We start from the raw sequence: 20224 nt of genomic DNA, 5'->3' as shown, positions 1-20224 counted from the left end.
GCCCGTGGATAACGACGTCGACTCCCCCGCCGGTTCGGAAGCCGTTCTGCGCGCAGCCGGACTGTCGAAGAGTTTCTTCGGCGTACCGGTGCTGAGCAACGCCGACCTCACGCTGTTCCCCGGGCAGGTCCATGGGCTGGTCGGGGAGAACGGCGCAGGAAAATCGACGCTGATGAAGCTGCTCGCGGGTGTCCACCAGCGCGATTCCGGAACGATCGAGATCGCCGGTCAGGCGGTGGATTTCTCCCACCCCACCCAGGCGCATGCCGCCGGGCTGTCGACGGTGTTCCAGGAGTTCAACCTGCTGCCCGAACGCTCGGTGGCGGAGAACATCTTCCTCGGCAGGGAGCCGCGCCGTGGCATCCTGACCGACACCCGGACCATGCAGGCGCGAACCTCGGAACTCCTCGCCGAACTCGGTGTCTCGAGCATCAGGCCGGGCAGCCCGGTGAGCTCGCTGTCCGTGGCGCAACAGCAGATCGTCGAGATCGCGAAGGCCATCAGCTATGACGCGCGGATCATCTCGATGGATGAGCCCACCGCAGCCCTGGCCGGACCGGAGGTGGAGCTGCTGTACGAGATCATCCGGCGGCTCACCTCGCGCGGCGTCGCAGTGCTCTATGTGTCCCACCGGCTGAAGGAGATCTTCGACCTGTGCGACATCATCACGGTGCTGAAGGACGGGCAGGTGGTGGGTTGCCACCCTGCGTCGGAACTCGACGACGCCGCACTCGTCCGGCTCATGGTGGGACGACCCATTTCCGCCTATTTCCCGGACATCGAACCGGGCACCGCCGTCGGCGAGGTGGTACTGCGGGCCGAGAAGTGCGGCAACGACCAGCTCGATTCGATCGACCTGTCCCTCCGGACCGGCGAGATCGTCGGCGTCGCGGGCCTGCAGGGGTCTGGCCGGACCGAACTGCTCGAGGCCCTCTTCGGCGCCGCGCCCTTCACCCGCGGCACTATGGAGCTCTCGGGCGTCAGGTACGCGGGCCGATCCCCCCGGGAGGCCGTCCGGCGCGGTATCGCCCTGATCACCGAGGACCGCAAGTCCGAGGGGCTCAGCCTGAACCAGTCGATCCTCGACAATGCACTCAGCGTGGTCCGGTCGGTCTTTCCGTCGCGGAACCGCAAGGCCCGGGCCGGCATCCCCGCGATGTTCTCCTCGCTGGAAGTAGGGGCGAGGGACCTGAGCCAGGAGGTCCAGTACCTTTCCGGCGGCAACCAGCAGAAGGTGGTCCTCGCGAAGTGGCTCGCCGTGAACCCGCGCGTGGTGCTGCTTGACGAACCCACCCGCGGGATCGACGTCGGCGCCAAGCTTGCCGTGTACCAGCTCATGCGCTCCCTCGCCGCGAACGGCGCCGCGATCCTGATGGTGTCGAGCGAAATCCCCGAAGTCCTCGGCATGGCGGACCGGATCCTCGTGCTGCGTGACGGGCGGATCGCCGGCACTGCCCCACCGGAGTCGACGGAGGAAGAAGTGCTGGCGCTGGCCGCCGGCGTCCGAGCCGATCAGGAGGCATCCCAGTGAGCCCGCGAAAGACACCCGCCCTGACGTCGACCCACATCGTCTACGCCGTGGTCCTGGTGACCATCGCCGTCGGCGCAGTGCTCGTGGGCAGCGCCGGCCGGAACTTCTTCAGCACCGGCAACATCTCGGACATCCTCACCGGAACCAGCGTGCTGGGCTTCATCGCGATCGGGCAGACCCTCGTCATCCTGGTCGGAAGCCTCGACCTGTCGGTGCCCTACGTCATCAGCCTGTCGAGCCTCGTCGCTGCCACCGTCATGGCGAACGAAACCGGCAACATCCTCCCGGGCGTGCTGGCAGCCCTCGCCCTGGCCGCCGCCATCGGCCTTGCCAACGGACTGATCGTGTCCGGCCTCAAGGTGCACGGTTTCATAGCGACCCTCGGCATGGGACTGATCATCAGCGGATACCTTGCCTCCAACTACAAGGGGAGCGCCGGCCAGACTCCGCTGGCATTCCGGCTCATCGGGGCCACCGGGATCGGACCCGTTCCGGTATCCACCCTCATCATGCTCGCCTGCGCCGGAGCGGTCCTGCTCCTGCTGAACCGCTCGCGGCTGGGTTCCCACATGTTCGCTGTCGGAGGCGACCTCACCGTCGCCCGGATGTCCGGAATCAAGACGCGAGTTCCCGTGATCGCCGCACACGTGCTGTGCTCCGTCCTGGCGGGGCTCGCCGGGCTCCTGCTTGCGGCGCGCCTCGGGGTGGGCAGCCCCACCATCGGATCGCAGGGCGGCTATGACCTGCTGTCCATCGCGGCGGTGGTCCTCGGCGGGACCCTGCTCGCCGGTGGAAAAGGGTCGCTGGTCGGAACGCTGGGCGGGGTGCTGATCTTCGCGATGATGGACAACATCATGAGCGTCCTGCAGATCAATCCCTTTCTCAAGGACGTGGTGCGCGGCGTCGTCATCGTCGCCGCGGTCGCCGTCTATGCCCGCCGCAGGACGTTGGGCCGCCCGGCGAGATTCTCTGACACCACCGGACCGGCCGGCCCTCCCGACACCCGGCCGGAGCGTATCCAGAAGGACACCGGGGTGACGGCATGAGCGCTCATCCGACGGCCCGGGCGGAATCCGGGAGCACCCGGCAGCCCCTGTCCCGGAACCGGTCCTCCCGGGGCGAACGCCTCCTGAGGTTCCTCCGCACTCCCGGCGGAGCCGTATTCGTCCTGCTCCTCGCGCTCCTGGCCGCCGTCATCGCAGCGAACCCGTCCTTCGGGGAGCCCGGTTCCCTGATCCGTTTCCTGGGGCGCACCGCTCCCATCGCCATCGCCGCCATCGGGCAGTATTTTGTGATCGCCTCGGGCGAGTTCGATCTGTCCATGGGATCGGTCGTCACGGCGCAGGTGATCATCGCCGGGAACCTGATCGGGCAGGATGAGAGCAGGGCCATCCCGGTCCTGCTGCTGATGCTGGTCTTCGGAGCTTTCGTGGGGTTCCTCAATGGCTGCGTGACGACCCTGCTGGGTGTCCCGAGCTTCATCGTGACGCTCGGGACCATGCTCGCCCTGCTGGGCCTGGTCATGTACTGGACGGGCGGCGCCGCCACCGGCAACCCGGCGGACAGCTTCCGGCAGATCGGGCGCGGCGGCATCCCCGATGTCCCGGTGGTCGAGGTGATTCCCTACCCCCTCATCATCCTGGTGGTGGTCGCGGGCGCCGCCTTCTGGCTGATGCGCCGTCCCTTCGGCCGCACACTGCTCGCCGCTGGTGACAATCCCCGTGCGGCGGCTCTCGCCGGAACTCCGGTGTGGTGGGTGAAGACCCGGGCGTTCATGCTGTCGTCGCTTGCCGCGACAGCAGCCGGGATCATCCTCGTCGGGTACGCGGGCGTCCACCCGTCAGTGGGCCGCGGCTACGAATTCACGGCGATCACCGCCGTCGTGCTGGGCGGCGTCGTCCTCGGTGGAGGCCGCGGCTGGGTGCTCTCGGCAGCGGCCGGCGCCTTTTCCCTCGAACTGCTGTTCACGCTGCTCAATTTCCTCGGCGTGCAGTCGACGTGGCGCGACTCGGTCCAGGGACTGATCATCATCGTCGCCGTGGCGGTCGCGGCCCAGACGTGGCAGCGCAAGCGGCGCGGGGCTCCCCCGGCGGCGTCCCAGGTTCCACCTCCGCAACCCGGTACCGCCGGTTGAGGCGTTACCCAACAAGGATCACGCCCGCAAGGGCACTCTCAGGAAGGAACACCATGCACAGGGAAGTACTCACCCGGCTCACGGTTATTGCAGCGACGTCGCTGTTGGCACTGACGGCTTGCACCACCGACTCATCGATCGAGGATCCACCATCGGCGGAGGCCGAGCCGGCCGCGACCGAAGCGGCGCCGGCGGAGAGCACCGACGAGTGGTTCGACCAGGCCGTCTACGATACGCAGGACGAGCAGCGCTCGGCCACGTTCGAGGGAGATCCGGCACAGCCGCACCTGCAATATCTCGCGGGCGACATGACCGACACCGCGGCCTTCGCCTCGGAGGGGGCGAAGAAGGTGTGCTTCGCCAATGCTTCGATCTCGAATCCCTGGCGGCAGACCGGCTGGATCACCATGAACGAGCAGCTCAAGGCGCTGCAGGACTCCGGCGTCGTGTCCGAGATGGAGACCCGCGACGCGCAGGACGACGACAACACCCAGATCTCCGACATCGACTACTTCATCAGCGAGGGAAACTGCGACGCCTTCATCATCTCCCCGAACTCCACGGCGGCGCTGACTCCCGCGGTCGAGCGTGCGTGTGAGACGGGCAAGCCCGTGGTCGTCTTCGACCGCGGCGTGGAGACCGACTGCGCCACCTCCTTCATCCACCCCATCGGTGGCTTCGCGTGGGGCATCGACACCGCGGAATTCCTGTCCGGGAAGCTCCAGGAGGGCGACAAGGTGGTTGCCCTGCGCATTCTGCCCGGCGTCGATGTCCTCGAGCAGCGATGGGCCGCTGCGGAGCGGCTCTTCGAGGAGAACGGCATCGAGGCCGTCGACTACTTCACCGGCGCAGATCCCACCGAAATCAAGAAGATCATCGCGGACGAACTGGCCACCGGTGATGTGCAGGGAGTATGGATGGACGCCGGCGACGGCGCTGTCGCAGCCATCGAGGCCTTCGAGGACGCGGGCGCCGATCTGCCCGTCATGACCGGCGAGGACGAGTTGAGCTTCCTGCGCAAGTGGGAGGAGACCGGTCTTGACGCCATGGCCCCCGTCTACTCGAACTTCCAGTGGCGCACCCCGCTCCTGGCCCTCGAGAAGATCTTCGCGGGCGAGGAAGTGCCCGCTGAGTGGGTTCTGCCCCAGTCGCCCATCACGGAGGAGGACCGCGGCGAGTTCCTCGAGGCCAATGAGGGCATGCCGGACGGGCACTACGCCAAGTTCGGCGGCGAGGACCTGCCGGGTTACCCCACCGTGTGGCAGGAACGCCAGATCCCCTAGGGCAGCGCAAGAACAGGCACCAACGAGAAGGAAGGGAAGCAGGCCGTGGAACGGGCAATCGGCATCAACACCTGGGTGTGGGAATCACCCCTCACGGACTCCGGCCTGCTTCCCCTCCTCACGAAGATTGCCCGCATGGGCTTCGACGCGGTGGAACTTCCACTGGAGAACGCCGGTGACCTCTCTGCCCCGGCAGTGCAGGACGCACTCGCCGCGACGGGCCTCATCCCCTACGTCGTAGGCGCCATGGCTCCCGGACGGGACCTTGTCGCCGCCGACGCCGGAACCATCGAAGCCACCCAGCAGTACCTCGGCTCGTGCATCGAGCTTGCGTCCGACATCGGCGCTCCCGCCGTGTGCGGTCCGTTCTACTCGGCCACCGGCCGACTGTGGCGGATGGACGACGGCGAGCGCGAGCGCGCCTACGCGGAGCTTCGAAAGAACCTCGAGCCGTTGGCCGCGCAGGCACTGGAGAGCGGCGTCGTGCTGGGAATCGAACCCCTCAACCGCTACGAGACGTCACTGCTGAACACCGTCGAGCAGGCACTTGGCGCCCTGGGCCCACTCCTGGGCAGCGGCGTAGGACTGGCGCTCGATACCTATCACCTGAACATCGAGGAACGCTCGTCCGCGGACGCCATCCGGCGGGCAGGCCGCCATCTGGTCCACGTGCAGGTGTGCGGGAACGACCGCGGCGCCCCGGGCGGGGACTCGACCAACTGGCAGCAGATCTTTCCGGCGCTCGACGACGTGGGCTATTCCGGCGCACTGAATATCGAAAGTTTTACCTCCACCAACGCAAGCATTGCCACGGCGGCGTCGATCTGGCGTCCGCTGGCGGTAACCCAGGACCGGCTTGCCGAGGACGGGCTCGCGTTCCTGCGGAGCGCTTCGGCAGGCCTCGATGAAGGAAACTCCCTATGACCACCTCTTCCCCCGGCCACGCGGCGGCTTTCAGCCCTGCTTCGGTTCCAGCCTCTCCGCCGCGAACGCTCGGAGTCGCCGTCGTCGGCTATTCGTTCATGGGCCGGGCGCACTCGAATGCCTGGCGGAACGTCAACGCCTTCTATGATTCGCCCCGCGTCGAGCAGCGGCTGCTCGTGGGACGCGATGCTCACCAGCTCGTTCCGGCAGCGCAGCGGCTCGGGTGGGCCGACACCGCGACGGACTGGCGAGCAGTACTCGAGCGCGACGATATCGACATCGTGGACATCTGTACGCCCGGGCACCTCCACGCCGAACTGGCGGTGGCGGCCCTCGAGGCGGGCAAGCATGTCCTCGTCGAGAAACCGTTGGCGAACTCCGTCGCGGAGGCCGACACGATGGTGGCGGCGGCCGTCGCGGCGCGGGCCAGGGGAGTGCAGTCGATGGTGGGCTTCAACTACCGGCGGCTGCCGGCACTGGCACTGGCACGGGACCTGCTGGCCGCGGGCCGGCTGGGCGAGGTGCGCCAGGTCCGCGTCAGCTACCTGCAGGACTGGCTTGCGGACGAGAATGCACCGATGAGCTGGCGACTGCGCCGGGAGACAGCGGGGTCCGGCGCACTCGGTGATCTGGCCTCCCACGCCGTCGATCAGATCCAGTTCCTTCTCGGCAGCACGGTGACCGCCATCTCCGGGACAGTGAACACCTTCGTCCCCGAGCGGATGGGCGCGGACGGCATGGAGCCCGTCACCGTCGACGACGCCGCCTGGGCTACCCTCCACCTCGCCTCCGGAGCGATCGCGAGCCTCGAGGTGTCCCGCTTCGCCACCGGACGGCGGAATGCCCTGCAGATCGAGGTGTACGGGTCGCTTGGCTCCCTGCGTTTCGACCTCGAGCGTTTGAACGAGCTGCAGTACTTCGATTCCACCGCACCGGGCGATGTGCAGGGCTCCAGCAGGATCCTGGTGACCGAGGAGACGCACCCCTATCTCTCCGCCTGGTGGCCCACGGGCCACACCCTCGGCTGGGACCACACGTTCACCACCCAGGCCGCGGACTTCCTCACCGGGATCGCGTCCAGTACCGCCCCGCAGCCGTCCTTCGAGGCCGGTCGGGACGTGCAGCGGGTGCTCGCAGCCCTGGAAGACAGTGCGCGGGCGGGAAGCGCCGTCGTTCGAATCACCTGATGCAGCCGACCTGTTCCAACCCCGAGAACTTCCAGGAGATTTTGTGCCCAACCGCACCTCACTTTCAGTCCAGCTCTACTCCGTCCGGGATGCCATCAAGGCCGATCTCGACACCGCGATCGATCGCATCGCCGCGATCGGCTTCACCTCGGTGGAACCGTACGGCTTCACCTCCCGGGCGGCCGAGCTGGCCTCCGCCCTCGGCCGCAACGGCCTCAGCGCGCCCTCGGGCCACGCTTCGCTGCTGTCCTCGGAGCAGGCCCCGATCTTCGAGGCGGCGCGCACCCTCGGCATGGCCACGGTGATCGACCCCTTCGTCGATCCTGCCCGCTGGACTACCGAGGACGACATCAAGGTCACCGCCGATGCACTGAATTCGGCTGCCGACGCCGCTTCCTCCTACGACCTCCGCGTCGGCTACCACAACCACTGGTTCGAGGTGGAAACCGACTTCGGCGGCAGGACCGGACTGGAGGTGCTGGGCAGCCATCTTTCGCCGGAGGTGGTCCTCGAGGTCGACACCTACTGGGTCGCCGTCGGCGGACAATCGCCGGCAGATCTCCTCCGGAAGCTCGGTGACCGTGTGAAGCTCATCCACGTCAAGGACGGCGACGTCTCCCGCGACAATCGGGCGCAGGTCGCGGTGGGGTCGGGGCGGATGGACATCCCGGCCGTGCTGGCCGCCGCCGCGGCGGTCGAGACCTTCGTGGTGGAACTCGACGACAGTTCGGGGAACCTCTTCACCGCGCTCGAGGACAGCTACACCTACCTCACCCGGTACGACGCGTGAGACACGGCGCAGGGACGCGCGGAAGCGGGCCCGTGGGCATCGGCATCATCGGAGCCGGGGTCATCAGCGAGCAGTACCTGACGAGTTTCGCCGCTTTCCCCGACGTCACGGTCCACGTCGTCGCGGACCTCGTGGAGGACGCCGCGAAGGCCCGGGCCGCGCAGTACGGGATAGCGGAGTCCGGGAGCATCGCTGCGGCGCTGAACCACCCGGACGTGGAGATTCTCGTCAACCTGACTCCGCCTGCCGCCCACGTCGAGGTGGGGCTTGCCGCCGTGGCAGCAGGGAAGCACGTCTGGTCCGAGAAACCTTTTGCGCTGGACCGCGCCGGCGGGCGGAAACTGCTGCAGGCGGCCGACGACGCCGGGGTGCGGCTCGGGTGCGCGCCCGACACCTTCCTGGGTGCCGGCCTGCAGACAGGACTACGGATGATCGCACGGGGCGACATCGGCACGCCGCTCACCGCCCTCACCTTGATGCAGAGCCCCGGCCCGGAGGCCTGGCACCCCAGCCCGGCCTTCCTCTTCCAGGAGGGGGCCGGCCCGCTGTTCGACATGGGGCCCTACTACCTCACGGCGCTTCTCCAGGCCTTCGGGCCGATCAGCCGGGTGGCTGCGGTCGGTTCGACATCCAGCGCAACCCGCGTGATCGGTTCGGGGCCCCGGACCGGCGAGGAGTTCGAGGTGACGGTTCCCACGCATGTGGGCGCCCTCCTCCAGTTCTCCGGAGGACAATCGGGTCAGAGTGTCTTCAGCTTCGAATCCCCGTTGGTCCGCCAGAGCTTCCTCGAGATCACCGGGACCGAGGCCACACTGTCCTTCCCGGACCCCAATCGGTTCGACGGCGCCCTTCGGGTGCGGCGTGCGGGTTCCCAGGAGGACGAAACCGTGGAAGCCGTCGGTGCGACCTCCGGACGGGGTGTCGGAGTCCTGGAGATGGCCCGCGCCATCCGGGCCGGGGTTCCCCACCGCGCCCAGGGCCTCACAGCCTTCCATGTACTCGATGTTCTGGCGGCCATTTCGGAGTCGATCGACACGGCGGCCTTCGTCCCGGTGACGAGCCCGGCGGAAGCAGCTCCACTGCTGGACGAGGCCTGGGACCCCACCGCATCGACGCTTTCCGGACGAAAAGGAAAATCATGACCCGCAACTACACCCTGTTCACCGGCCAGTGGGCCGATCTCCCGTTCGAGAAGGTCGCCGAGCTTGCCGGGCAGTGGGGTTATGACGGCCTCGAAATCGCGGTGTCCGGCGATCACCTCGATGCGTGGCGGTGGGACGACGACGCCTACATCCAGAACCGCCTCGACATCCTGGAGCGCAATCGCCTGAAGGTGTGGGCCATCTCGAACCATCTCACGGGCCAGGCGGTGTGCGATGACCCCATCGATTTCCGGCACGAGGCCATCGTGGGACCGAAAGTATGGGGCGACGGCGATCCCGAGGGTGTCCGCGGACGGGCCGCGGAGGAAATGAAGCTGACGGCGCGCCTGGCGCAGAAGCTGGGCGTTCGAACCGTCGTCGGTTTCACCGGGTCGGCCATCTGGCAGTATGTCGCCATGTTCCCGCCCGTCCCCGCGAGCAGGATCGACGCCGGCTACCAGGACTTCGCGGACCGCTGGAATCCCATCCTCGATGTGTTCGACGAGTGCGGGGTCCGGTTCGCCCACGAGGTGCATCCCTCCGAGATCGCGTACGACTACTGGTCCACCCAGCGCGCCCTCGACGCGGTGGGGCATCGCCCGGCGTTCGGCCTGAACTGGGATCCCAGCCACTTCCTGTGGCAGCAGATCGATCCGGTCGCATTTATTTCCGACTTCGCGGACCGCATCTACCATGTGGACTGCAAGGACACGAAGATGCGGATGGGTGGCGGCCGGAACGGCATCCTCTCCTCCCACCTGCCGTGGGGTGACCCGCGCCGTGGCTGGGATTTCGTCTCGACCGGGCGGGGCGACGTGCCCTGGGAGGACAGTTTCCGCGCACTCACGGCCATCGGCTATGACGGCCCGATCTCTGTCGAGTGGGAGGATGCGGGGATGGACCGCCTGCGGGGGGCTCCCGAGGCGCTGGCCTTCCTCAAGCAGTTCAACTTCGCACCATCGGACACCCCCTTCGACGCCGCCTTCGCCCAGCCGGCACTCATCGAGCCCTTCCCCGAGCAGTAGGAGCGGCAGCCTTGCGAGCGCGACTACGCGTGCCGAGGGCGGAGCTGACATTCTCTGACAACCCTGCGCGTACTCCTGGTTGATCTTGCTGGGGCTCGCGTATCAAAGAGATCTTCTGCCGCTGTCGGCCCGCCCGGCGCGGGGATTTGCCGTAACGCCGCTGAAACGTTGCGCGCGTAGCCTAGAAACATGCGCGAACTGCAGGCAATCATCATCGAGGAAATGGGCGTCCTGCCCACCATTGATCCCGCTGCGGAGATCCGGAAACGCGTCGGATTCCTGAAGGACTACGCCAGGGCAACGGAAACCCGCGGTTTCGTGCTGGGCGTCAGCGGCGGACTGGACTCCACACTCGCGGGTAAGCTTGCCCAGCTCGCCGTCGACGAGCTGCGGTCCGAGGGCGCCGACGCCGACTTTATCGCGATGCGCCTGCCCTATCTGGTGCAGCACGACGAGGACGATGCACAGGCGGCACTGGCGTTCATCGAACCGCGTTCGCCCCGGGTCTACAACGTGGCGCCCGCGGTCGACGGCTTCCAGGAGGAATACGCCAGGGCGACCGGCGGGGACATGGCCGACTTCACCAAGGGCAATACGAAGGCCCGCGCCCGGATGGCCGCCCAGTACGCAGTGGCCGGGCAGCACAACCTGCTGGTCATCGGCACGGATCACGGCGCCGAGTCGGTGACCGGATTCTTCACGAAATTCGGCGACGGCGGAGCGGACATCCTCCCCCTGTTCGGGCTGAACAAACGTCAGAACCGCGCCCTGCTGCGGGAGCTCGGCGCGCCTCCCCAGCTCTACGACAAGACGCCCACCGCCGACCTCCTCGACGCACTGCCGGGCAGGTCCGACGAATCCGAACTGGGCCTCACCTACGACCAGATCGACGACTACCTCGAGGGCCGGGAGGTCGAGGAGTCGGCCGCGGAGGCGATCGAGCACCGGTATTGGATCACACGCCACAAGCGGACGGTACCCGTGACCCTCATCGATTCCTGGTGGAGGTCCCCGGGACCCGCATTGGTAACGTAGGACCCGTGAAGATTGCCACCTGGAACGTCAACTCCCTCCGTGCCCGCACCGACCGCGTGGAGGCCTGGCTGCAGCGCTCCGACGTCGATGTCCTCGCCATCCAGGAGACCAAGTGTAAGGACGAGAACTTTCCGTGGGAGATGTTCGAGAACGCCGGCTACGAGGTGGCGCATTTCGGGCTGAGCCAGTGGAACGGCGTCGCGATCGCCTCCCGGGTGGGGCTCGACGACGTGATCCGCACCTTCGAGGACCAGCCCACCTTCGGAAAGCCCGGGGTGGAGCCCGTGCAGGAAGCTCGGGCCATTGCGGCAACCTGCAACGGAGTGCGCGTCTGGAGCCTGTACGTTCCCAACGGACGAGCGCTGGACGATCCGCACATGCCCTACAAGATCTCCTGGCTGGACACCCTCAGGGGGCACGCGCAGGAGTGGCTCGCCGCCGATCCCGGCGTGCAGCTCGCCCTCATGGGTGACTGGAACATCGCCCCGCAGGACGAGGACGTGTGGGATATCGAGCTCTTCGTCAAGGGAGGCTACACCCACGTCAGCCCGCCCGAGCGTGCCGCGTTCCAGGCGTTCCTCGACGCCGGTTTCACCGACGTCGCCCGGCCCTTCACCCCCGGCCCCGGCCTCTACACCTACTGGGACTACACTCAGCTGCGGTTTCCGAAGAAGGAGGGCATGCGCATCGACTTCGTGCTCGGCTCCCCCGCCCTTACGGGTCGTGTCACCGGGGCGTCGGTGGACCGCGAGGAACGCAAGGGCAAGGGCGCCTCGGACCACGCTCCGGTGATCGTGGAGCTGCGGGACTCATGACGCAGCGGAAATCCGCGGGCACCCTCAGGCCCTTTCCCTATGTCTCCTTCCTCCGGGTCTATGAGCCGCTGGACGCCTTCAGCGATGCCCAGCAACTCAGCATCCTCGGGCAACGCTCGCGGGAACGCCGCATCACCGAGGAGCTTGACCGGGAGCAGTCACTGCGGCGGATGCTGCGGCCGGTCTCGGACCCCTTCCCCCATCACGAGGCCGACCTCGTGCGGGTACTCCATTTCCCCATGGTCAGCGGCACCACGGCTCCCTACTACTGCCCCAACCAGCTGGCCGTCCGCACCACACTGGCGGCCGAATCACTGGACTCCAGCCTGCGCGGACCCCTCGTCGACGTGCTCGTACCGGAAGCGGCGCGGGAAGCCCAGCAGGCGCGTCTCGATCCCGACACGTTCGCTGACTCGGTGGCCAAGCTGCACACCCGGTCCGCCACGTGGGGTGTGCCCTTCGCATGGTTCGTGCTGATCCACGAGGACGATCTCACCGAGGTCATCGAGGACGGCGGGAAGGTCAGCACCGTGCGTGTCTCGGTGCGGATCAACGAGTGCATCGACCGCGGCCGCAAAGCCGTGGCCCAGCTGGCTGTCGGCGCTCCCGAGCTGGACCTCCTCGAGGAACTGACCGACATCATCGAGTGGCTCGGAATTTTCCGGCTGGATGCCGTCGTGGAAGTGGATTACGGACCGGTGGCCGACCGCGTGTTCCCCGACGAGTCCCCCCTGGACGTGCGGCTGGGCATCGAGAGCCTCGCCGAGGCCGACATGACCGGTGCCGCGGCGTCCTATCGACGGCTCGCCTCCCGGTGGATCCCCATCCGGCAGCTCGCCCGGGCGTCCTGACCACGAGCATCGGAAACGCTACGGGCCGGGCCTCGGCGGGCCCGTCGAGCTCCGAAGGACCAGCAGGTGGGGCTGGATGACCGGGACCTCAACCGCCGGTTCGCCCGCAAGTTCATCGAGCAGCAGCCCCGCCGCGTAGGCACCCTGCTCCTCCGGGCGCTGCGCAATGGTGGTGAGCCCCATCGGTTCAGCGAACTCGTGGTCGTCGATGCCCATGACCGAGAGTTCCCCCGGGACGGCGATGCCACGTTCACCCGCGGCCAGGAGCGCACCGAAAGCCATCTCGTCGGACGAGCAGAGGATGGCGGTGGGGCGGTCGAGGGGATCCTTGAGCAGCTCTCCGGCGGCGGCCTTGCCGTCGAGGACCCGGAAGTTCCCCCTGGCGTCCCACTTCGTGCGCACACGCAGCCCGTGGGCGCGCATGGTGCGGTTGAACGCTTCCTCCCGGATCCGGGGAACCTCGAACTCGATGCCGTAGGAGTCCCCTCCCCGCAGGTGCGCGATCCGCGTGTGGCCGAGGCCGATGAGGTACTCCACCGCCTCGGTCATCGCGGCGTCGTCGTCGATGCTCACACCACGCATCCCCTGCACCGAACCTCCCACCACCACGCTCGGGGAATCGAGATCCTGCAGGGCACGGCGCTCGTCGGGGGTCAGTTCCATGCACATCACCAGCAGGGCATCGATGCGTTTGCGCAGGATGGAGCGGGAGAAGACCCGCTCACGGTTCACCCCGGTTCCGCCGAGGCTGAAGACGATCAGGTCGTAGCCGGCGGCCCGGAGCCGGCGGTCCACGCCGTCCAGCATCGCCGAGAAGAACCAGCGGTCGACCAGCGGGAGCAGCACGCCCATGGCCATCGTGCGTCCGGAGGCAAGGCCGGAAGCGGACGACGACGGCACGTAGCCCAGCCGGTTGGCGGTGCTCTCCACCCGGGCACGGGTGCCCGGGGAGACCCCGGGCAGCCCGCGAAGTGCCCGGGACACCGTTGCGGTGGAGACCCCCACCGACCGGGCGACGTCGTCGATGCTCGTCACCGTCAGCCCTTGAGGCCGCCGGCCAGCAGTCCCCGGACGAAGTACCGCTGCAGGCCGAAGAACACCGCGAGCGGCACGATGATCGAGACGAAGGCACCGGCGGTGAGCCGCTGCCACTCGCCGCCGCGTGAACCCTGGAGTTCGGCGAGGCGCTGGGTGATGGGCGCGACGTCGGCTCCCCCGCCCGAGAAAACCAGTGCCACCAGGAGGTCGTTCCACAGCCACAGGAACTGGAAGATGCCGAAAGAGGCAAGCGCCGGGGTCGCGAGGGGCACGATGATGCGCCAGAAGATGGTGCTGTGTCCCGCGCCGTCCACGCGTGCGGCCTCGATCACCTCCCCCGGTATCTCGGCAATGAAGTTGTGCAGCAGGAAGATCGCCAGCGGCAACCCGAAGATGGTGTGGGCCACCCACAGTTGCGCGTAGGTGCCGCTCGGTAGGAGCTGGAAATCGCCGATGGTGAGTACCTGGTTGAACAGCTGCAGGAGCGGGATGAGTGCCATCTGCAGCGGGACGATCTGCAGGGCGAAGACGACGATGAACAGGCTGTCCTTCCCCTTGAACCTCCCCCAGGCGAACATGTAGGCGGCCATGGCGCCGAGGACCAGGGTGAAGACGGTTCCGGGGATCACGATGGCCAGTGAATTGACGAAGTAGGACAACAGGTTGGGCGACTGGCTGCCGCCCGGGCTGAGGACGTCCTCATAATTGGCGAGGGTGAATTCGAAGTCGGTGAACACGTTCCACCAGCCGTTGCCCTTGATGTTCGCTTCGGGGCGGAAGGACGAGATGAACAGTCCGAAGGTGGGGATGGTCCAGATCACCGCGATGACGACGGCGGCGATCGTCGCTCCGCGCGAAGTCAGGCGCTGCTTGACGCGGCGCTGCATCGGCGGCGGCTCACTCCCGGTTTCCTTGAGTTCGGGGAAGACGTCCCTGGTGTTCTCTGCCGGGATGGCGCTCATCGGATTTCCTTCTGCTTGCGGAGCAGCCGGGCGTTGTAGACGACGACTGGCAGCACCATCAGGAACAGGATCAGGGCGAGGGCGGCGCCCCTGCCGGGTTCACCTGCACGGAACGCCTGGGTGTACATCTCGTTGGCGACGACCGAGGTCTCGTACTGGCCGGCGGTCATGGTCCGCACGATGTCGAAGACCTTCAGCGTGCCGATGGTGATGGTGGTGACCACCACGATGAGGGACCCCCGAATGGTGGGGATCGTGACGTTCCGGAACTGCTGCCAGGCGCTGGCGCCGTCAAGGCGGGCGGCCTCGACGATCTCCGTGGGGATTCCCTTGATGGCAGCCGAGAGGACCACCATCGCGAAACCGGTCTGGATCCAGATCAGCACGGCGATCAGGAAGAACGTATTTTCAGGGGCGTCGAGCAGGAACTGCTTCGGCTCCTGCCCGAACCACACGAGGATCTGGTTGAACAGGCCGATCTGGTCCTGTTCGGGACCCTTGTACGCGTAGACGAAGCGCCAGATGACGCCCGCTCCGACGAAGGAGATGGCCATGGGCATGAAGACCAGGGCCTTCAGCGCCTTCTCGCCCCGTGCCTTGTCGATGAACACCGCGTAGGCGAGGCCGATGCCTGATGCCAGCAGCGGCACGATCACCACCCAGATGACGGTGTTGCGCAGCGTGACGAGCGCCTCGGGCTGCGTGAACATCCAGATGTAGTTGTCGAGGCCCACCAGCGCACCGCTGCGGTCGGTGAACGACAGGTAGGTGGTCTGCAGCGCCGGGAGCACCAGGCCCACAGCCAGCAGGATCATGGCCGGGGCCAGAAACCCTGCGATCTGCAGCTTCTCCCGGGACGACTTCGGCGCGCGGTCCACCACGAGCATGATCAGACCGATGATGGCGGCGAAGACCGCCAGGCCCACCACCACTTGTAAACCTTTGCCTGCCAGATCTTCCACAGCCCAGCCTCCTTGGTGCGCGGTAGAAAGGGAACGGTCGAGGGCAGCAACGCCGCCGGCGGCTTCCCTTCCGGAAACAGCCGGCGGCGCTGCCGCTGACCCGGATTAGGAGCTGGGCCAGCTGTCCTCGACGGCATCGGTGATCTCCTCGGTGGAGGAACCGTTGATCCAGTTGACGATGCCGCTCCAGAAGGAGTTGGAACCGACGGCGCCCGGCATCAGGTCGGATGCATCGAAGCGGAAGACCGTTTCGGGGTCCTGCAGCAGCTCGATCGACTGGCGGTCGAGGTCCGACGTCGCCACCTCGGGATCGAGTCCCTTGTTGGCGCTGATATTCCCACCCAGAGCGACGCGGATGTTGGCGAAGTCGGCGCTTGCCATGAAGGCCTGGAGGGCCTGGACCTCGGGGCGGTCCGTGTAGGCACCGATGAATTCGCCGCCACCGGTGACTGCAAGCCCGTCGGCGGGATCGACGGGAGGTGTCATGAACGCCCAAACATCGCCGTCTTCGGCAACATTGGTTCCCTCGGCCCAGTTCGCTGCCTGGAAGGATGCCTGGTGGTGCATGGCGCAGCTGCCGTCGATCACTGGCTGACCGGCCTCGGCGAAGGGCGTCGACAGGATGGAGCGGGAGTCCCCGAACCCGCCGTTGACGTAGTCGTCGTTCTTGAGGATGTCGCCCACCCTGTCGAAGGACTCGACGATCTGGGGATCGTTGAAGGGGATCTCGTGCGCAACCCACTGGTCGTACACCTCGGGTCCGTGGTCGCGGAGGACGGCGTCCTCCACCCAGTCGGTGCCGGGCCACCCGGTGGCTTCACCGGATTCGAATCCCGCGCACCAGGGCTTCATTTCTTCTTCCTCGTTGGCGATCGTCTCCGTCAGTTCCACCATTTCGTCCCAGGTGGCAGGAACCTCCCAGCCCTTCTCCTCGAAGGTGGCCGGGTCGTACCAGACGTAGCCCTTGATGCTGGCAAGCATGGGGGCGGCGTAGAAGGTTCCGTCGACGGTGCCGTAGGCCTTCCAGTCCTCCGACCAGCCCTCGTCGACGAGGTCGGACACCTCCTGGGGGGCCGGCTTCAGGAACTCGGCCTGGGTGGCGAGCAGACCCGGCTGCGGGAAGATCGCGAGGTCGGGTGCGGTACCGCCCTGTGCTCGGACGCCGATCTGCGTCTCGAATTCCTTCGAACCCTCGTACGCGACCTCGACGCCGGTGCACTCGGAGAAGTCCGCCCAGGACGTCTCAAGCCTCTCTGCTTCGATGTCCACGATCGTGGAGTACACGCTGACCTCGGTGCCTTCGTGCTGTCCGTAGGACTCGTACAGGGCGCAGTCCGCGTCCCCGGACCCCCCGGCGTCTTCGGAACCGCCTGAACCGCAGGCGGAGAGGGCAAGTGTGAGTACGCTCAGCGCCGCGACCGGCAGCACTGCTTTCTTCGAGCGGAAAATCGTCATTGAAACAGACTCCTTCGTCTGACGACACGCACGGGCTTGTTGCCGGTCCCAATGGGTCCAGGGGTCTCACCGTGCCGCCGCCTCACCAAATTGATATCCTGAGAGTAAGCGCTTACGTAAATGCCGACAACTGCGTCCGGACTCGGACCCGTGGTTGATGCCGAATTGTGATTTACGCCATCGCCCCCCGCGTTCCTCCCGGTGACCGGGCAACGCACCACGACGCCCCAAGGAGACCTTCATGACCAGCACACCCCCGGCCGGAGCAGCGACGTTCATCGGCGGAACGGCTGCGGACCTGCGCCCCTGGTGGGCCGATGCAGTGATCTACCAGATCTACCCCCGCTCCTTCGCCGACGGCAACGGGGACGGCATGGGCGATCTCCCGGGGATCCGGTCCCGCCTGCCCTACCTGGCGAAACTCGGCGTCAACGCCGTCTGGCTGTCCCCCTTCTATGTGTCGCCGCAGGCGGACGCCGGCTACGACGTCGCGGATTATCGCGAGGTGGACCCGCGGTTCGGCACGCTGGACGACTTCGACGCGATGCTCGGCGAAGCGCACGCCCTCGACCTCCGGGTGATTGTGGACCTCGTTCCCAACCACACCTCCGATGAGCACGAATGGTTCCAGGCCGCGCTTGCCGCCGGCCAGCACTCCGTTGAACGCGAGCGCTACATGTTCCGCGACGGCTCGGGGGTGGATGGCTCACTGCCGCCGAACAACTGGCAGTCCATTTTCGGCGGCAACGCCTGGACGCGTGTGGAGGACGGCCAGTGGTACCTGCACCTCTTCGACACCAAGCAGCCCGACCTGAACTGGGAGAACCCCGAAGTACGCGAGGAAATGATATCGGTGCTCCGGTTCTGGCTCGACCGCGGCGTGGACGGGTTCCGGATCGACGTGGCCCACGGCCTGGTGAAGGCAGAGGGCCTCCCCGACTGGTCCGAGCGTGCCAGCATGGTGGAGGGACGCGAGCATTCCGGCGATGGCGCCGATGCGGCTGCCGACTCCGGGCTCGAGACGGAACCGACCGCGCCGTACTTCGACCAGCCCGGCGTCCACGCGATCTACCGGGAGTGGAACGGCGTACTTGCCGAGTACGAGGGAAACCGCATGCTCGTGGCGGAAGCATGGGTCGAACCCGCCGAGCGGCTGTTCCACTACGTGCGCGAGGATGAGATGCAGCAGGCATTCAACTTCGGCTTCCTGCTGGCCGGCTGGGACGCAGGCCGCCTCCAGGCCAGTATCGAGGAATCCCTGTTCGAGGCCGGGAAAGTGGGAGCTCCGAGCACCTGGGTGCTGTCGAACCACGACACCGTGCGGCACACCAGCCGCTTCGGCCTGGGGGATCCGACGACCTTCCCGAAGGGCATCAGCGCCGACGACGAGCAGCCCGACGAAGCCCTCGGACTTGCCCGGGGCAAAGCCGCCACCCTGGTGATGCTCGCACTGCCGGGTTCCGCCTACCTCTACCAGGGCGACGAACTCGGACTCCCGGAACACACCACCCTGCCGCACTCCGTGCGCGAGGACCCGGCGTTCTTCCGCACGGGTGGGGTGGAGCGGGGCCGCGACGGCTGCCGCGTTCCACTTCCCTGGAGTGCCTCCGCTCCGGGATTCGGCTTCGGCGACTATCCGGAGTCCAGCGGGCCCGACGAGGGTGGCATCCGGCCATGGCTTCCCCAACCCGACGTCTTCGCAGCCTATGCCGCCGACCAGCAGGTCGACGTCGGGGGGTCGACGTTCGAGCTGTACCGCGCGGCACTGGAACTGCGCCGGGAACACCGCCTGGGGTCGGGCTCGATCGAGTTCTCCGAGCGAAATGACTCCGCACGGGGCGTGCTGTCCTTCCGGAACGGCACCGTACTCGTCGTGGCGAATCTGGGGACCGCTCCGGTGCAGCTGCCCGCCGGTTCCAGCGTGCTGGCAGCGAGCGCCCCCGACGCCGTGTCGATCGGTACCGGCGTTCTTGCACCCGACGCTGGCCTTGCTTCCGGCGCTGTCCCTGGTCCCGACGCTGTCCTTGCACCGAATGCTTCGGTATGGCTTCGGGCGGTTCAACAGGACGCTAGCTGACCCGTTCCGAGCGCGTGAGGCGCGAGCGCGCCCCGGAACTGATGCGGATCAGCACCGGGGTGCGCTGCCCCACCACGAGGTCCAGCGCCTCCACCAGCTCTGTCACCGCGGCCGCCAGGGTGCAGGGCGCCACGCCCTTGCGGGGAAAGACGCGAACCTTCAGGGCCGGACCCCCGCGGAAATGCCACGTGGTGACGGCGGCATTGACCAGATCGTTCCGCTCCAGCAGGGCGGCCCGCAACGCCTGCTCGACGGCACCGGAATTGATCGTGACGGAGCCCCTGACGGCGGAGCCGTCGTCGGGCCCCGGGCTGTCGGCGAAGACGCCCGTCCGTCCCCTTCCCTGCGCTGCGATCCAGGCTATTGCGAGTACCGCGACGAGCAGGAGCACCGCCGCCAGCACAATCCACAGCCAGGAATCCTGCTGGCCATCGAGCGTCGTTGCCTGCTGGATCCCTTCAAGCCGCGATCCGGCCCTCGAGGTGAGCGCCTGCCAGGGCCCGGCAAAGCCCGGAAGGTACGCGAGCGCAGCACCGCACGCTCCCGCGATCATCAGGACCAGGCCGCAGAGACCGAGAAGTATGCGGTTGAGCGCCCGGGGTGTGCTGTTCACTGTCCGATCACTCCCGACGGTGCGATCTGCACCCGCACGACCGGCAGGGGCTCCAGGAAGGCGCGCTGCAGGTCATCCTCCACCGCGGCCTGCACGCTCGCGCCGTGGACCGGAACCCCGGAGGTGGGACGAACCTGCACGTCGGCGGTTCTCCGGCTTACCGTCACCACCACCTGCTCCGGCGCCACGCCGGCCGCGAGCCGGGCCCTGCGGGCAAGCGAGGACGCGAGGACCTCGGCGTCGACCACCACTGCCGCCCGTTCGCTCGGGATAACGTAGCGGATACGCCTCCCTGGCAGCACTGCGAGGAGGAACAGGACCAGCCCGACGGCGAACAACAGGACGGCACCCGGCCCCAGAACCGCCGGCGGAGCGCCCGACGGGAGGCTCCCGAGCCAGG

General features: G+C 67.3%; 19 protein-coding genes. 13 read left to right on the top strand and 6 right to left on the bottom strand.

What is annotated here, in order from left to right:
* Positions 1-4: 4 nt before the first annotated feature.
* From Y704_RS0107960 to Y704_RS0107905, 12 genes are all read left to right on the top strand, one after another.
* Positions 5-1531, top strand: a complete 1527-nt coding sequence (locus Y704_RS0107960) for a sugar ABC transporter ATP-binding protein (protein WP_051476818.1) — start codon at positions 5-7, stop codon at positions 1529-1531.
* Positions 1528-2577 carry an ABC transporter permease gene (locus Y704_RS19785; RefSeq protein ID WP_253904258.1) on the top strand — a complete coding sequence of 350 codons (1050 nt, stop codon included), beginning with the start codon at positions 1528-1530 and terminating at the stop codon, positions 2575-2577. Before Y704_RS0107960 ends, Y704_RS19785 begins: the two co-directional genes overlap by 4 nt.
* Positions 2574-3665, top strand: coding sequence for an ABC transporter permease (locus Y704_RS19780; protein ID WP_051476817.1), 1092 nt, complete (start codon positions 2574-2576; stop codon positions 3663-3665). The genes Y704_RS19785 and Y704_RS19780 overlap by 4 nt, the downstream gene beginning before the upstream one ends.
* 53 nt (positions 3666-3718) lie before the next feature.
* On the top strand, positions 3719-4948 hold the full coding sequence (locus Y704_RS0107945; protein ID WP_026549730.1) for a substrate-binding domain-containing protein: 1230 nt from the start codon (positions 3719-3721) through the stop codon (positions 4946-4948).
* Positions 4949-4993: 45 nt separating this feature from the next.
* A complete protein-coding gene (locus Y704_RS0107940) occupies positions 4994-5872 on the top strand; it encodes a sugar phosphate isomerase/epimerase family protein (protein ID WP_026549729.1) in 879 nt (292 codons plus the stop codon).
* Complete coding sequence (locus Y704_RS0107935; RefSeq protein WP_026549728.1) at positions 5869-7059, top strand: Gfo/Idh/MocA family protein; 1191 nt, start codon at positions 5869-5871, stop codon at positions 7057-7059. The genes Y704_RS0107940 and Y704_RS0107935 overlap by 4 nt, the downstream gene beginning before the upstream one ends.
* 43 nt (positions 7060-7102) lie before the next feature.
* Positions 7103-7849, top strand: coding sequence for a sugar phosphate isomerase/epimerase family protein (locus Y704_RS0107930; protein ID WP_026549727.1), 747 nt, complete (start codon positions 7103-7105; stop codon positions 7847-7849).
* Positions 7846-8991, top strand: a complete 1146-nt coding sequence (locus Y704_RS0107925) for a Gfo/Idh/MocA family protein (RefSeq protein ID WP_026549726.1) — start codon at positions 7846-7848, stop codon at positions 8989-8991. The genes Y704_RS0107930 and Y704_RS0107925 overlap by 4 nt, the downstream gene beginning before the upstream one ends.
* Positions 8988-10016, top strand: coding sequence for a sugar phosphate isomerase/epimerase family protein (locus Y704_RS0107920; protein ID WP_026549725.1), 1029 nt, complete (start codon positions 8988-8990; stop codon positions 10014-10016). The genes Y704_RS0107925 and Y704_RS0107920 overlap by 4 nt, the downstream gene beginning before the upstream one ends.
* Positions 10017-10205: 189 nt before the next feature.
* Positions 10206-11051, top strand: a complete 846-nt coding sequence (gene nadE / locus Y704_RS0107915) for an ammonia-dependent NAD(+) synthetase (protein WP_026549724.1) — start codon at positions 10206-10208, stop codon at positions 11049-11051.
* A 5-nt stretch (positions 11052-11056) separates the two neighbouring features.
* A complete protein-coding gene (locus Y704_RS0107910) occupies positions 11057-11866 on the top strand; it encodes an exodeoxyribonuclease III (RefSeq protein WP_026549723.1) in 810 nt (269 codons plus the stop codon).
* Entirely contained in the window at positions 11863-12717 is an 855-nt protein-coding gene (locus Y704_RS0107905) for a DUF8083 family protein (RefSeq protein ID WP_026549722.1), read from the top strand. Before Y704_RS0107910 ends, Y704_RS0107905 begins: the two co-directional genes overlap by 4 nt.
* A gap of 18 nt (positions 12718-12735) precedes the next feature.
* On the opposite strand, the gene Y704_RS0107900 is transcribed toward Y704_RS0107905, so the two are convergent.
* The 4 genes from Y704_RS0107900 to Y704_RS0107885 form a co-directional block, all read right to left on the bottom strand.
* Entirely contained in the window at positions 12736-13752 is a 1017-nt protein-coding gene (locus Y704_RS0107900; RefSeq protein ID WP_051476816.1) for a LacI family DNA-binding transcriptional regulator, read from the bottom strand.
* A 2-nt stretch (positions 13753-13754) separates the two neighbouring features.
* On the bottom strand, positions 13755-14642 hold the full coding sequence (locus tag Y704_RS0107895; RefSeq protein WP_253904263.1) for a carbohydrate ABC transporter permease: 888 nt from the start codon (positions 14640-14642) through the stop codon (positions 13755-13757).
* A gap of 71 nt (positions 14643-14713) precedes the next feature.
* Positions 14714-15679, bottom strand: a complete 966-nt coding sequence (locus Y704_RS0107890) for a carbohydrate ABC transporter permease (protein ID WP_026549719.1) — start codon at positions 15677-15679, stop codon at positions 14714-14716.
* Positions 15680-15784: 105 nt separating this feature from the next.
* On the bottom strand, positions 15785-17134 hold the full coding sequence (locus Y704_RS0107885; protein WP_026549718.1) for an ABC transporter substrate-binding protein: 1350 nt from the start codon (positions 17132-17134) through the stop codon (positions 15785-15787).
* 241 nt (positions 17135-17375) lie between these two features.
* Between Y704_RS0107885 and Y704_RS0107880 the strand changes: the two genes are divergently transcribed.
* Complete coding sequence (locus Y704_RS0107880) at positions 17376-19211, top strand: glycoside hydrolase family 13 protein (RefSeq protein WP_051476815.1); 1836 nt, start codon at positions 17376-17378, stop codon at positions 19209-19211.
* On the opposite strand, the gene Y704_RS0107875 is transcribed toward Y704_RS0107880, so the two are convergent.
* A complete protein-coding gene (locus Y704_RS0107875; protein WP_026549716.1) occupies positions 19204-19824 on the bottom strand; it encodes a hypothetical protein in 621 nt (206 codons plus the stop codon). The two genes, Y704_RS0107880 and Y704_RS0107875, sit on opposite strands and share 8 nt — an antisense overlap.
* On the bottom strand, positions 19821-20224 hold a 404-nt coding region (locus Y704_RS19775), incomplete at its 5' end, for a DUF6286 domain-containing protein (protein ID WP_051476814.1). The genes Y704_RS0107875 and Y704_RS19775, both read right to left, overlap by 4 nt.

Origin of the sequence: Arthrobacter sp. Br18 (assembly GCF_000520555.1) — a bacterium.
Taxonomy (GTDB): Bacteria; Actinomycetota; Actinomycetes; order Actinomycetales; family Micrococcaceae; genus Arthrobacter_D.
The sequence above is the reverse complement of the archived record's forward strand: the minus strand, read 5'-3'. Positions and strand labels throughout refer to the sequence as shown.